The sequence below is a fragment of the Klebsiella ornithinolytica NBRC 105727 = ATCC 31898 genome, from assembly GCF_001598295.1.
Classification (GTDB): Bacteria; Pseudomonadota; Gammaproteobacteria; order Enterobacterales; family Enterobacteriaceae; genus Klebsiella; species Klebsiella ornithinolytica.
Genome location: NZ_BCYR01000011.1, coordinates 63,109 through 76,611, shown reverse-complemented (window position 1 = coordinate 76,611; position 13,503 = coordinate 63,109). Strand labels below are relative to the sequence as shown.

The following is a 13,503-nucleotide window of genomic DNA, read 5'->3' as shown; positions in this document are numbered from 1 at the left end:
ACGCACGGTCTGGCGGCTAAAAATGCTGATTGCGGATCCCTGTCGGCTAATCGCGCCGCATTTTCGCGCCCGTCATGCCGGCGTACAGGCTAGCGTTAGCCCTTGAGTTAACTGAATGAATCGATTAATGTGAGTCGTCGTTCACCCATCCTTTGCACGTTCCGTGGGGCCTCTGAACAACTAAAAATACGAATAAGATAACACTCACTTCCTCTTTGCTATCGGTGAAGCGTAACGGCGTGCGCGGTAATGCACAATAAGAGAATAATGATAGTGCTGGAGTTCATATGTGGACTGTGATTGGCATTTTTTTAGTTCTGGTTTTTATCGGCAATGTAATAAAGAAAAAAGAAACGCCCCCTACTAAAACAGGTAGTCGGGTGGCCGAGCCGTTGGTTGACGTTGAAAAACGAAAAGCATATACCCTGCAGGTTGACCCGGTAAAGCCGGTGACGAAGCCGCGGATGCTTTTGAGTGACATAGCGACGGATGACAAGGCGCCGCGCTCGTTAATGGTCGATGTAAATAAGGCTGCGCCCGGTATTACGATAGCGGAAGCGCTAAATCTTATTATGCATATCGACGGGTTTAAAGAGTATATGTTAACGCGCTATGCAATAACGGGATTAACTCACCTGGCACCGGCTTATATGTCCGATGTCCATGATAATTTCATGCGCTTAATTGTGAATAAACCCTTCTATGCTATTCAGCAATTTAACTGGGCACGAGTCATTGATTTTTCTTCTACCCCGCGGAGAAATATTTCTTCGTTATATCACTTTAGCCACCTGTCAAATCTGAGAAGCATATTTAAATCTGGGATTATTAGCCGCCAACGACTCGAAGAGGGTGGGCACCGTTTTCACTATAATGATGAACTGAGGCTGGAGGGGGTAAGGGATGCGATTTCCCTGTCGTTAGGCGAGGTGAATAAAAAAATGCTCTACAAATATTCCCAGGGGCTGCGCGATCGTGACTGGGTGATCTTCAAAATTAAAAAAGAGCTAATTAGCGGACCCACCCAACCTTCATTCGATCATCGGGCTTTGCTCAAACGAGCCATTTTTTGCCACCACAACGCGGCGTCTTCCGCTGTCAGAGCCATCAGCGTGGAGCAGCGGCAAAAACATCAGGCTTTCCAGGCGATGTTTTGCGGTGATAATCATCAAGATTCCGGCGATCGCCCGTATGATATCCAGGCCGAAATTTTATATTCTGGCGAGATCCCAGTCTGGTTTATTAGTGACGTTATTTTTTATTCCGCGGATAAGATCCCGCCGTGGTTACGCGACTATACGGTGAACATCGTGGTTGACCCTTCACATTTTTCTTTCAGGTGAGTTTATGGCCGTTCGTCCCGTCTTTATCCCGACCCGAGAAGGGGAGGCGCTGGTTGACATCGTTAACGTGGATTTCAGCTGGTCACCGGGTCTGGCGGTCAGCCAGAAACAAAAGTCTATTGCCGCGCTGCATGACGGTTACGCCCGGATGTCGCCGGGAGCAAAGATTCTTGAAGTATCCAGTAAATCTCCGGATGCACTGGGCGTTCAGCTCAGCGCCTTTAACATGGGCGTCGGTAGCCTCGGCGGACAATTTATCAGCGTGGAATCGCTGTTCCAGTCTTCGAAAGTGTTTACCGATAGCGGAACGGTACGCGGGCCCTTTCGCGAGCTGATGCGAAAGGCGCCAAAAGAGGCCCGACGCGCGGAGGTGCTCAAAACTTCGGGGCGCTTAACCCACTTTTCCTTTCAGCCCAACGAGGCGCGTGAACCGGTTATCTGGCCGCTGGAGCCGAAAAGCGCGTTCTATGACTGGCTGTATCTCAACGCGCTGTACCACTCGCCTTGTAAAGAGCAGGTGCTGAACTATTCGGCCTTTACCGATATCGAATTTAATCCGGCGAAATCGGTCAACTGCCAGGCCTACTCCGTGGCGCTGTGGTGCGCGCTACGCCAGCGGCAATTGTTAACAACGGCTATTCCCTCGCGAGATGCGTTCATCGCACTGATCGAACGCTTCACCATTTACAACACCAGCGATGGCGATCTCCGCAATATGTCTCTTTTCTAACTAATCAGGAGCGATAATGGCAAGGCAACGACTCAATGGCGATATCCCTGTGCCGACCGCTTCTGCGGCAGATACCTTTGACGATATTCCGCAGGCGCGTAAGCAGGCGATTCGGGAAGAGGTGATGGACGACTATTACGCGCGCCTCCAGGCTGTGAAAAAAGAGGTGGATGCGATGACCATTACCCAGCGCGAAATGTTTCACCGTAGTCTGACGGAGACGCTGGCATTGCTGTCGGTCGGGGAGACGAAAAAATGAATGAGAATAAAATCCTGGCCGCCGTTGCCGAATCCCTTAGTAAAACCCACGACGCCATCAACCAGGCCAATAATGCGCTCGGGACGCTGGCACGCGAGTATTTGTATCGCTCAATGCTGGAGAGCGCGCTCTCCGGAGAGCTGATTGCGATGGAAGCGGCCTTGAAATCGGTGCAGGAGCGTATCCAGCGCCAGGAAAAACATGAGGCGATGCTGGCGGGAATGGATCCCCAAAATCGGGAGGCGTTTAACGCGCTGTACGAAGAAAACAGGGCCAGATACGCCCGGCTGCTGAATGAAAAACACCCCGGAAAGTAAGCCGCCATCGCTGTATTCCGGCGGCGAAAAAAAAGCCAGCCAGGAACTGGCTGGCAAAGTTTCGGATACAACTCCATATTATGATTGGTGTTTCGGGGGAACCTGAACACCTGTCTGGACACGGCGGTAGACGCTGCAATACCCAGAAAGCTGGCCAGCTATCGTCGCCTCGGGGGTTATTCTCCGGCCAGCAGCTTTTTGCAACTGTAGATAAACGCGCTGGAACGCCGGGTTAACCCTTCAATCTCCCTCGGCTTCATGCCGTTACGCAGATGGGTCATAATCCATTGCCGATCGGCGTCGACATGGGAGCGGCAGTGGTATTTCGCTGCCTCTTTCTCTACTTTTTGCTGCGCCAGCAGGGCGGCGATCTCCTGCTGCTTTTGGCGGGCTATCGGCGCCAGCTCGCTGTCGTCGTGTCGCGCTATTTCGTTCCAGATCGCTAAGGCGCGCCGCAATAATCCCCGCTCCTGCAGACTTTGCGCCTGAATCTGTTTCTCTTGCAGTGTTGTTACCATGATATCGGCACGGCCCGTTCGCTGTGGGGTTATTTGTCATACAAATATGGCGATGATTGATTCAGAAGGAAAATGAATAATTTTTATCTTAATTATGAATGAATGGCATGATTTTATATCTTGCTGATTATAATAAATTTTATTGTGATGCGCGGGAGAGGGCAGGTCCGGCGTCTGAGAGGCTGGTGTGCGCTATCATCAGACCCCGGAAAGATAAAAATTACAAATCAATCAGCAAGTTGGCCGAGCGGCTGCGGGAGCAGCACAGGGCTATCTGCTGCGCGGCGGCGGCTTTCTCGGCCTCTGACTGTACCGTATCACGATGATCGGCCTCGCCGGCCATCAGCGGGGTCAGGCAGGCGCCACACATCCCCATTTCGCAGGAGAGCGCCACGGCAACGCCATGTTCCTGCAGCACCTGGGCAATGGTTTTATCGCCCGGGACCGGCCACGTCTCGCCCGACGACGCCAGGGTGACGGTAAACGTATCCTGACCATCGGTCGCCGCGGCGACCTTCAGCGGCTGGAAGGCTTCGCTGTGAACCTGCGCCTCGGGCCAGTTTTTTTCCGCCGCAATCCGCCGGGCGGTAGCCATAAAACCCGACGGGCCGCAGAGATACAGATGGTGGTCGGCGCGCGCATCGCCCAGCGTATCAGCCAACGATGCGCGTGGACTTTGCCCTTCATCTGAACAATGGACCACGCAGGTGCCGTGGCTGATGATTTTTGCCATTTCGCCGACAAAAGCCGCATTTTCCCGACGTTTAACGTAATAATGCAGCTCAAACGGCGTGCCCACCGCGTCGAGATACAGCGCCATGGTATACAGCGGCGTGATGCCAATGCCGGCGGCCAGCAGCGTTACCTGTCGCGCAGGCTGCAGCGCAAACAGATTGCGCGGCGGAGAGATAAGCAGCGTCTGGCCCGGGCGCAGCGTCTCATGAATATAACGTGACCCGCCGCGGGAGGTCTCCTCCCGGCTAACGCAGATCAGATAAGCGTCGGCGCCCGCTTCGGCGTGGGGACCGGTAAGCGAATACTGGCGAATTATCCCGCAGGGCAGGTGAACATCAATATGCGCCCCCGGCAGCCAGCCGGGAAGCGGTCTGCCGTCCTGGGCTAACAATTTGATAGCGAGGCTTTTGTCCCCCTCGCGCCACAGGCCATCGACAACCACCTTCAGTACGTCACTCATCACTCTTCTCCCTTTACACCAGGAAAAACTCACCAAAGCCCATTTTCTTCAGGCTACGACGATAGGCGATTGAACTGCGATCGGCGGGAATGTGCGCCTCAAGCGTTAAGTCCAGCGGCAGTCGTTCCGGACGCTGGGTCTCCACCATCAGACGGTCTTCTTCGAACACGCGCAGGTTGAAGGCATGTACCTCTTCGACCGGCACATGCAGATCAAAATTGCGCGCAACGGGGGCAAACATTCGGGTCATCCGCGATGAGACCGGTGAGGCGGCATTCATGATCACCAGTCGGGCCTCGCCGGGGAAATGGATGGTCAGGGTCGCCGTGAAGGGCAGGTGCAACTCAAAATGGCGCAGCCACTGGAAGCCGTCCGGGGCCCGAAATTCAGAACTGGCCGGGTAATTGCCGACCGAACTCCAGTAGTCGGCGGTGAAGCCAAAGGGGGTCTCCTGCGGGATATAGTCGGGAACCAGCTGATTATCGGGATCCGCAAAGGTGTCGGTATGGATCCAGGCGAAGTGGGCAACATCGAGAAATCCCTCGACCTGGCGGCCGGCAAAGCCATTGACCTCAAATCCGGGGCAGTTAATCTGCTGGAAGCCCTCATCGTCCCAGTGGGGAAGGGTGGGCAACGGCATTGGGTTTTCCGCGTCGAAAGCCAGGCAGGTCCAGATCAGCCCGTAGCGCTCTTCGACCGCGTAGCAGGTGAGATTAAGCTTCGCCGGCACCGGACGATCGGGGCTTGAGGGAATGCGATTGCAGAGGCCATCCTCCCCGAAGCGCAGGCCGTGATAGGGACAAACGATCCCTTCTTCATCATGGAAGCCCAGCGTCAGCGGCACGCCGCGGTGCGGGCAGACGTCGCGCGCAACCACGACCTGCCCCTTAACGCGATAGATAACCAGCTGTTCATCCAGCAGCACTGCTTTCACCGGCGCGGCGCCAATATCTTCGGCGCGGGCGACCGGATGCCAGCAGCGGGCCAGGCGTAGCCAGTCTTCAGGATCGAAAGTGCAATGGGCGGGGGGCGTTGGCGCGGCTCTGTTCATGATTTTCCTTCCTGCTCACAGAATACATTTGTTTAATTGTTGTGAGTTTATTGTTGTCATATTAGGGTGTTGACATCCATCAGCATTATTTCACTCACCCGTTGCAAAAAAGAGGACAGGGTAGGCATGAGTCCGTTTTCGCGTTTTGCGCTCTATTTTGCTGAAGTCGCCCGCAGCGGCAGCCTGCGTCGCGCCGCTGAAAAGCTGCATATTTCGGCTTCGGCGATCAATCGCCAGATCCTGCAGGCCGAAGAGGCATTTGGTACGCCGCTGTTCGAACGTCTACCGGAAGGTCTGCGGATGACGGCCGCCGGCGAGCTGCTGTATGACAATCTGCTGCGCTGGCAAAAAGAGTTTCGCCTGACCCGGCAAAAGTTTGATGAGCTGCAGGGGCTGAAGCGTGGAACGGTCAGCGTGGGGATGGTGCAGGCGCTGGCGGAGGGGAGCTTTGCCGCGGCGCTGGCCGATATCATCGGCACCTGGGACTGGCTGGAGCTGGTTTTGCAGGTGGCCGACAGCCATACGGTCAGTGAAAAAGTCCGTCAGGCCGATCTTGATTTCGGCCTGATTCTTGATCCGGAAGGCCAGGCGGGGCTGAGCGTACTGGCGTTTGTTGAACTGGAAATGGGGGTGGTCATGCGTCCGGATAATCCCCTGGCGGATGCGGCTACGCTCTCGCTGGGGGAGCTCAGCCAGCAGCGCCATATCGTCCCTGGCGCTCCGCTGATTGTGCACGACCGTGTCGGCATGCTCTATCGCCATTATGATTTTAGCCCGGCCAACAGCATCAGCTGCAACGATATCCGGCTGATTAAATCGCTGGTGCTGAAGGGCAGCGGCGTGACCGTTCTGAGCCTGCTGGATGTTCTGGATGACGTGAAAAGCGGCCAGCTGGCGTTTGTTCCGCTGCGCAATAAGCTGCTGCGGCCGCTGACGCTGGCGCTGTGTACGGCGCCATCGCGCCAGCTATCTCGCCCGGCGCAAATGGCAATTCAAAAATTGACGGCGGTGATGGAGGAGATGCAAACCGTTGGCGGAGGTTAGCCCAGCGGGCCGCCCTGGATGGTTTCACACAGGCCATTGATAATTCGCTCTCCGGTCTCCTCCTTGAGCTCCTGATACCACGCCTGGGTCAGAGCCATATCTTTCCCGTGCGTGATGTCGCAGCGCTTGCGCGCCTTGAGTATCAGGTCGCGCACGCGCGCGCAGCGCAGCGCTTCGTACTGCCGCAGCGCGGAAACAATCTCGCGATTCTCCAGGAAAATATTGCCCAGCACCACCGCATCCTCCATTGCCGCGCAGCCGCCCTGTCCGATGTCCGGGGTCGTGCTGTGTCCGGCGTCGCCGAGCAGCGCGACCTTGCCGCGCACCAGGGTATCGAAGGGCTCAATGTCATGGATTTCAACGCGGTTGGTCGTCTGTGGATCCAGAGCGGCAATCAGTTTTTGTACCGCTGGCGCCCAGCCGCTGAAGTAGCGGCTGAGATCGTCGCGCAAAGTGTGCCGATCTTCGGCCAGACCGGCGGGCAGCGGAACATCAAAGAAGAAATAGAAACGGCCATGCGCCACCGGCATCAGCGAGACGCGCTTGCCTTCACCAACGAAGGTGGTCCACTGATCCGCCGGGGCAATGCTCTCATCGATATCCACCAGTCCATTCCAGTTGACGTAACCCGCATAGCGGCGTTCGGGCTTATGACCAAGTACATAGGGGCGCAGCGCCGAGTGGCTGCCGTCGGCGGCGATCAGAAAATCACCGTGGGCCGTGGTCCCGTCGCTAAACCAGACGGTCACGCCGTCGGCGTTTTCTTCCGCACGGGTCACCCGTTTACCAAACTGCACCGCCTCGCGTCCCCAAAAATCGAGCATCTCCCTTTGTAGTTCGCTACGTGACACGGGGCAGGGGCGGCCGCCGGTGCGTTCAACCAGCGGGGCAAGGCTAAACCGGGTCAGGGTTTCTCCGCCCTGATACTCTTTATAGGCTAAAAAGTGCATCGGGCCGCCGTAGGTTTCGATGATCTCGCCCATGCCGAGGTTTTTCATGCACTTCACGCCGTTTGGCCAGATGGAGATCGCCGCGCCGACCGGTTTTATCTCTTTCACCGCCTCAAACACCTCGCAGGTGATTCCCGCATTCTTCAAGGCCACCGCCGCGCTCAGACCGCCGATGCCGGCACCAATCACTAATGCTTTCATGCTGTTCTCCTTATATTGCGTCATCAGGAGGTGAGCAATTTGCGTACCAGCTTGCGCAAAGCACCAAAATCGGCCTTGCGGCGACAGCACGGCAAGGTTTCGCACTCATCTGGTGCGTCGGAGGGTGGCAACTGCCATTTTATGAACTAAAAATTTCTTAAGGGTGATGACGGAATCGAAAGTTTCATGAGTGGCGCCCCCCTGATGAGCGGACAAGCAACGGTGTCATAGGATAATTATCATTAATAAACAATCGGTTATTGAACTCTGCAACTGATGAGAGATCCGCGGTGCCACTCTGGCCTGCTTTGTGCACTGTGCAGACAACGTTGATGTGAAACAGGGGAATGATAATGTTGCAAAACAATAACCGCGGTCAGTTTACGGCCGGGACAATGGGCAATGGCGCTGGATCCTGTCGGCGCGGTCAACGGCTGGCGACGACCCTGCGCCGGGCGATATCACGCGGACAACGCGGGGCGGCGGCAAGGAGCGACAATGATCCCGCTGACTCACTTTAACCAACTTCCTCCCGACGAGGCCGCGCGTCTACTGGAACCGTGCGTGGCGATTGATAGCTGGGTGACGGCGCTGGTGCAGGCCCGGCCATATCCGGACCTTGCGACGCTGCACGCCGTAGCGCGGCAGACGTCGCTGGCGTGGGGCGAACCGGAACTGGATCTGGCGCTGAGCGCGCATCCGCGCATTGGCGAAAAACCCGCCGCCCGGCACGGGCATGCCGCGCTGTCGCGGCAGGAACAGGCGGCGGTCAACGATCGTGACGCGTCGCTCATCCAGGCGTTAACGGAGGGGAACGCCCGCTACGAAGCGCGCTTTGGCCGGGTATTCCTGATTCGCGCCACGGGCCGCAGCGGGGAGGAGATACTGCAGGCGCTGGGGCAACGACTGACCCACAACGCGGCGCAAGAGGTTGCGTCCGCGCTGGCACAGCTCCGTGAAATTACCTTATTACGACTAACGGGAGTCATTGGCGAATGAATACGTTAAGTACCCATATTCTGGATATTTCCACCGGTAAGCCTGCACAGGGAGTGGCGGTCAATCTGCTGCGGGGAGGGCAATCTATCGCCAGCGGCATCACGGATGAAAAGGGGCGTATCGCGTCGCTGGCGCCGGGCAAGCTAACCGCCGGTCGCTACCGGCTGGTGGCGGAGACGGGCGACTGGTTCACACGCGGCGGCCTCGAGACGCTGTATCTGTGCGCGCAGATTGATTTTGCGATTGCCGAGGAGGCGGATGAGCATTTCCATCTGCCGTTCTTGATTGCCCCGGGGGGCTGGTCAACCTATCGCGGAAGCTGAGCGCACCGACGCCCGGCGGCTGGCCGGGCTTATTTATTCCGCCTCTCTCTGCCAGACGCACTCGCCGTTGACCCAGGTCTGGTGAATATTGCGTTCGTCGCCCAGCGTCATCAGGACAAACAGCTGTTCGTAAATATCCTGACAGCGGGAGAGGCGCAGCCGCTGCAGCGGCGTCACCCCTGGCGTGATGGCGACAAAGTCGGCCTCTTTTCCCGGCTGGAAGTTGCCAATCCTCTCATCGAGACACAGCGCGCGGGCTCCTCCCAGCGTAGCATGGTAAAACGCTTCGCTGGCACGCAGACGATAGCTTTGCAGCTGTGCCACTTTATAGGCTTCACCCAGAGTGCGTAGCATACTGAAGGTCGTCCCCGCGCCGACGTCGCTGCCGATGCCAATACGCACCTTCTGCTGCCAGCTGGTGGGCAAGCGGAACAGACCGCTGCCGAGAAACAGGTTTGAGGTCGGGCAGAAGGCGAGCGCCGAGCCGGTTTCGTGCAGGCATCGCCACTCCGCATCGGCGAGATGAATTCCGTGGGCAAATACGCTGCGTTCGCCGGTTAAGCGGTAGTGGTGATACACATCAAGATAGTGCTCATGCTCCGGCCACAGGCTTTTCACCCACGCAATCTCATTGAGGTTTTCGCTCAAATGGGTATGCAGCCAGGTATCCGGGAACTCTTCCCGCAGGCGTTGAACCGCCGTCAGCAGCTCTGGCGTCGACGTAGGGGCAAAACGCGGCGTGATGGCGTAGCCGAGGCGGCCCTGATGGTGCCAGCGCTGAATGAGCTCCCGGGTCTGCCGGTAGCTCTGCTCCGCCGTTTCACTCAGATAGTCCGGAGTGTGGCGGTCCATCATCACTTTACCGGCGAGCAGGCGCATATTCAGCCGCAGGGCTTCGGTAAACAGCGCATCGACCGATTCGGGATGCAGGGTACAAAACACCAGCGCGGTGGTGGTGCCGTGGCTCAGCAGCTGGTTGATAAAGAACTGCGCGATCTCTGCGGCATACTCTTCATCACAAAACTGACTCTCCACCGGAAAGGTGTAGGTGGTCAGCCACTCCAGCAGCTGCTCGCCGAAGGCGCCAATCATCTCAGTTTGCGGATAATGCACGTGCGCATCGACAAAACCGGGGAGCAACAGCTGCCCGCGCAGATCGAGATAGCCTGTTTGCGGATGCAGGTACCGTTCGCCCTCCTGCCACGGCAGCAGCGCCTGAATTTTTCCCTGCTGGATAAACAGCACGCCATCATCAAGGTAGCGCGCATGGCGAGCGATATCGTCGGCGCTGTCGGCGATGCGGGCGATATCGAAAAAAGCGCCGCGAACGGCGGTGTGGTATTCAATCATCAGGACAACCTTCTTTGTTCCAGACAGGGGCAGGGGTATTGAGCAAAATTAATGCCAGTTTGCCGGACGGGAGATACCGCGGCGCAGCGCCGCGGCAAAAGGGAGCGGGCTACTCTTTCTGGGCAAGCGGGCGGGAGGTCAAGCGCGATGCGGCGGGGGCGCGATCGTCGCGGGCGATCCAGCGATAGGCCGCGCCGCTCAGGAAGACGCCGATAAACCAGCTAAAGTTCGCCACTTCATGCAGGGCCGGAATAAAGCTAATCACCAGACCGATCGCCACCGATGGGATCAACGCCGCAATTGCTTTCGGGTTAAAGCCGTTGCGATACCAGTACTGACCCTGCGGCGTGGCATCAAACAAGTCGTCGACGGACACCTGGCCACGCTTAATCAGGTAGAAGTCGACAATCAGAATACCAAACAGCGGGCCGATAAAGGCGCCCAGAACATCCAGCGTATAGTGAATCAGCTCCGGTGAGTTAAACAGGTTCCACGGCGTGAGCACAATGGAGCCGACCGCGGCGATCATGCCGCCGGTACGGAAGCTGATTTTCTGCGGTGAGCAGTTGGAGAAGTCAAACGCCGGTGAGACAAAGTTGGCGACAATATTGATACCGATGGTGGCCGTAATCATCGTCAGCAGACCAATGGCGACCGCCAGGTCGTTCCCCACGCGGCTGACGGTTTCAATCGGGTCGGTGATCATCCGGCCGAACAGCGACTGGGTGCCGGAGACAATCACCACGGTAACGATCGAAAACAGCAGGAAGTTAAACGGCAAACCCCAGCGATTACCGCGGCGGATTTCCCCCATGCTTTTGCCGTAGCGCGAGAAGTCGCCGAAGTTCAGCAGCGGGCCGGAGAAGTAGGAGACCACCAGCGCGGTGGCGGTGATCATCTGCCAGGTCTGCTCGCCGGCGGTCAGCGATTTGCTGGCCAGAGTAAAGGAAATACCGTCAAAGCCGGTTTTGTATACAATCCAGCCCGCCAGCGCCAGCATCACCACGTAGACCGCCGGCCCGGCGATATCAATAAAGCGCTTAATAGCGCTCATCCCGTGCCAGAAAACCATCGCCTGCAGTAGCCACATGGTGGCGAAACAGAGCCATCCGAGGTGCGACAGGCCAAGAAAGGAGGCTGCGGTTAATGTCGCCAGCGAAGGCCAGAACTTGAGCAGCACCAGCATCAGCGCGTTGGCCGCCAAATAGGTCTGAATGCCGTACCAGGCGAAGGCGATAAGACCGCGGATCACCGCCGGGATATTGGCGCCAAAGACGCCAAATGCCTGACGACAGATGACCGCATAGGGTACCCCCGCCATCTGGCTCGGCTTCGCCACCAGGTTGGCGCACAGCTGGACGATGCAAATTCCCACCAGCAGGCAGAGAAGGACCTGCCAGCTGGCCAGCCCGAGCGTGAAGAAGCTCGCCGCGACCACGTAGCCTCCCATGCTATGGACGTCGGACATCCAGAAAGAAAAGATGTTGTACCAGCTCCAGTTCTGGTCGCGCGTCGGCGCCAGATCCTCATTACACAGCCGTGGGCTGTAGCCGACGGTGGAGTCAGCGGCCTTAACCTGATGGGTATGTTGTCTGTTTGGCATGAAACCTGCTCCTCTGAATGAAAACCCTTTTACGTTACTGGTTGAGGCTGTTGCAGGATTCAGGCCAGAATCGTTAATCTTGTATACAAGAAATTTATTTTATGTATACGATTGGCTATCGAAAAGTAAAATCCGGAGTGGGTGAATGCGTAATGAAAACCGTCAGCAGGCCGCGGCAGCGCCGCATGACAAGGATGAATCCATCTATCAGGCCCTGATGACCGCCATCGTCGAACATCAGCTCCTGCCGGGCAGCAGGTTGCCGGAGGAGGCGCTGGCCGAAGTGTTCGGCGTGAGTCGGACCGGGATCCGCAAGGTGCTGCAACGACTCAATGCTGTGCAAATGGTGACATTAGCGCCCAAACGTGGTGCACAGGTCGCCAGCCCGACGGTGGAAGAGGCGCGGGAGATCTTCCGCACCCGCGCGCTGCTGGAGGTGGCGAACCTGCCCGATGTCATCGCCCGCTGCCAGCCACCGCACCTGGCGGCGCTGGAGGCGATTATTCGCCAGGAGCAGCAGGCGCATGAAACCGGTGATGGCCCGGCGGCGATTCGCTTTTCCGCCGAATTTCATATTCAGCTGCAGGCCATTTCCGGCAATCAGGTCCTCACCGAAATGGTGACCCGCCTGAGTCAGCGCTCTTCATTAGTGATTGCGGCATGGGGGGCGCCGTGGCGTCAGGGCTGTCGCTGCGACGATCACCAGCAGCTTGTCCAGCTGCTGCGGCAAAAAGCGCTGCCGCCCCTCAGCGCGGCGTTAACGCACCATTTTGAACATATTGTTGCCAGCCTCTGCTTTGAGCGGGCTGGTGAATGCCTGCCTGATTTTGCCCGGCTCTTTGCCGGCGACAAGGAGTCATGATGGCCGCTATTTGTATACAAGTGATTAATCCCAACACCAACGCCGGGATGACCGACACCATCGCGACCGCCGCCCGCATGGCGGCGGCGCCGGGGACCGAGATTATGGCGGTCTCTTCACGGGAAGGGGTGCCGTCCATTGAAGGCCATTTTGATGAAGCCATCGCCGCCGTCGGCGTGCTGGAGCAGATTCAGGCCGGCCGCCAGCAGGGCGTTTCGGGCCACGTCATCGCCTGTTTCGGCGATCCGGGATTGCTGGCGGCCCGCGAACTGGCGCAGGGGCCGGTGATCGGCATTGCCGAAGCGGCGATGCATATGGCCACGCTGGTAGCCACGCGCTTTTCCATTGTGACCACGCTGCCGCGTACGCTGATCATCGCCCGCCATCTGCTGCACCAGTATGGCTTTTACGACCACTGTTCCGGGCTACACGCCATCGATCTGCCGGTGCTGGCGCTGGAAGACGGCAGCGGCGTGGCGCAGGAGAAGGTGCGCGCGCGCTGTATCCAGGCATTAAAAGAGGATGGCTGTGGCGCCATCGTGCTGGGCTGCGGCGGAATGGCGACCCTGGCCCAGGAGCTGACCCGCGAACTGCAGGCGCCGGTCATTGATGGCGTCAGCGCAGCGGTAAAAATGGTGGAGTCGCTGGTGGCGCTGGGGCTGTCGACCAGCAAACGCGGGGACCTGGCGTTCCCGGAAGCCAAAACCCTGAGCGGTAAATTTCAGGCATTCAATACATTTTCAATTTAAGGGGTGGGA

General features: G+C 57.7%; 15 protein-coding genes. 9 read left to right on the top strand and 6 right to left on the bottom strand.

From position 1 onward, the window contains the following. Positions 1-287 precede the first annotated feature (287 nt). Genes ROR01S_RS20055 through ROR01S_RS20040 form a run of 4 tightly spaced genes read left to right on the top strand, consistent with a single transcriptional unit; the run spans position 288 to position 2,649 of the window. Entirely contained in the window at positions 288-1,343 is a 1,056-nt protein-coding gene (locus tag ROR01S_RS20055) for a DarT ssDNA thymidine ADP-ribosyltransferase family protein (protein ID WP_064359827.1), read from the top strand. A gap of 4 nt (positions 1,344-1,347) precedes the next feature. Then, complete coding sequence (locus ROR01S_RS20050) at positions 1,348-2,073, top strand: DarT1-associated NADAR antitoxin family protein (RefSeq protein ID WP_064359826.1); 726 nt, start codon at positions 1,348-1,350, stop codon at positions 2,071-2,073. A gap of 16 nt (positions 2,074-2,089) precedes the next feature. Beyond that, on the top strand, positions 2,090-2,332 hold the full coding sequence (locus tag ROR01S_RS20045; RefSeq protein ID WP_015584697.1) for a hypothetical protein: 243 nt from the start codon (positions 2,090-2,092) through the stop codon (positions 2,330-2,332). Then, positions 2,329-2,649: a hypothetical protein gene (locus ROR01S_RS20040; protein WP_004860296.1), complete on the top strand. Its 321-nt coding sequence runs from the start codon at positions 2,329-2,331 to the stop codon at positions 2,647-2,649. Before ROR01S_RS20045 ends, ROR01S_RS20040 begins: the two co-directional genes overlap by 4 nt. Before the next feature lie 176 nt (positions 2,650-2,825). On the opposite strand, the gene ROR01S_RS20035 is transcribed toward ROR01S_RS20040, so the two are convergent. The 3 genes from ROR01S_RS20035 to hpxD all read right to left on the bottom strand — a co-directional run bounded on the left by ROR01S_RS20035 (position 2,826) and on the right by hpxD (position 5,413). Further along, the gene (locus ROR01S_RS20035; RefSeq protein WP_044023548.1) at positions 2,826-3,167 is read right to left on the bottom strand and encodes a hypothetical protein; all 342 of its coding nucleotides are present in this window, start codon (positions 3,165-3,167) and stop codon (positions 2,826-2,828) included. A 220-nt stretch (positions 3,168-3,387) separates the two neighbouring features. Then, positions 3,388-4,362, bottom strand: coding sequence for a PDR/VanB family oxidoreductase (locus tag ROR01S_RS20030; RefSeq protein WP_064359825.1), 975 nt, complete (start codon positions 4,360-4,362; stop codon positions 3,388-3,390). A gap of 13 nt (positions 4,363-4,375) precedes the next feature. Next, positions 4,376-5,413, bottom strand: coding sequence for a molybdenum cofactor-independent xanthine hydroxylase subunit HpxD (hpxD, locus tag ROR01S_RS20025; protein WP_064359824.1), 1,038 nt, complete (start codon positions 5,411-5,413; stop codon positions 4,376-4,378). 126 nt (positions 5,414-5,539) lie between these two features. On the opposite strand from hpxD, the gene hpxR reads away from it, so the two are divergent. After that, positions 5,540-6,457, top strand: coding sequence for a LysR family hpxDE operon transcriptional regulator HpxR (gene hpxR, locus ROR01S_RS20020; protein ID WP_004860304.1), 918 nt, complete (start codon positions 5,540-5,542; stop codon positions 6,455-6,457). Here the strand turns inward: hpxR and hpxO are convergent. Next, positions 6,454-7,608, bottom strand: coding sequence for an FAD-dependent urate hydroxylase HpxO (gene hpxO / locus ROR01S_RS20015; RefSeq protein WP_004860305.1), 1,155 nt, complete (start codon positions 7,606-7,608; stop codon positions 6,454-6,456). The genes hpxR and hpxO overlap by 4 nt on opposite strands. 498 nt (positions 7,609-8,106) lie before the next feature. Between hpxO and uraD the strand changes: the two genes are divergently transcribed. Then, a complete protein-coding gene (gene uraD / locus ROR01S_RS20010) occupies positions 8,107-8,607 on the top strand; it encodes a 2-oxo-4-hydroxy-4-carboxy-5-ureidoimidazoline decarboxylase (RefSeq protein ID WP_004860307.1) in 501 nt (166 codons plus the stop codon). Next, complete coding sequence (gene uraH, locus ROR01S_RS20005) at positions 8,604-8,930, top strand: hydroxyisourate hydrolase (protein WP_004860309.1); 327 nt, start codon at positions 8,604-8,606, stop codon at positions 8,928-8,930. Before uraD ends, uraH begins: the two co-directional genes overlap by 4 nt. A gap of 33 nt (positions 8,931-8,963) precedes the next feature. Here the strand turns inward: uraH and guaD are convergent, their stop codons facing one another. Together guaD and ROR01S_RS19995 are read right to left on the bottom strand one after the other, a co-directional pair. Next, entirely contained in the window at positions 8,964-10,280 is a 1,317-nt protein-coding gene (guaD, locus tag ROR01S_RS20000; protein ID WP_004860311.1) for a guanine deaminase, read from the bottom strand. A 109-nt stretch (positions 10,281-10,389) separates the two neighbouring features. Further along, on the bottom strand, positions 10,390-11,883 hold the full coding sequence (locus tag ROR01S_RS19995; RefSeq protein ID WP_015584691.1) for an NCS1 family nucleobase:cation symporter-1: 1,494 nt from the start codon (positions 11,881-11,883) through the stop codon (positions 10,390-10,392). Positions 11,884-12,028: 145 nt separating this feature from the next. Between ROR01S_RS19995 and ROR01S_RS19990 the strand changes: the two genes are divergently transcribed. Together ROR01S_RS19990 and hpxA are read left to right on the top strand one after the other, a co-directional pair. After that, the gene (locus ROR01S_RS19990; protein WP_015584690.1) at positions 12,029-12,745 is read left to right on the top strand and encodes a GntR family transcriptional regulator; all 717 of its coding nucleotides are present in this window, start codon (positions 12,029-12,031) and stop codon (positions 12,743-12,745) included. Further along, positions 12,745-13,494, top strand: a complete 750-nt coding sequence (hpxA, locus tag ROR01S_RS19985) for an allantoin racemase (RefSeq protein WP_004860317.1) — start codon at positions 12,745-12,747, stop codon at positions 13,492-13,494. The genes ROR01S_RS19990 and hpxA overlap by 1 nt, the downstream gene beginning before the upstream one ends. The last annotated feature ends 9 nt before the right edge of the window (positions 13,495-13,503 follow it).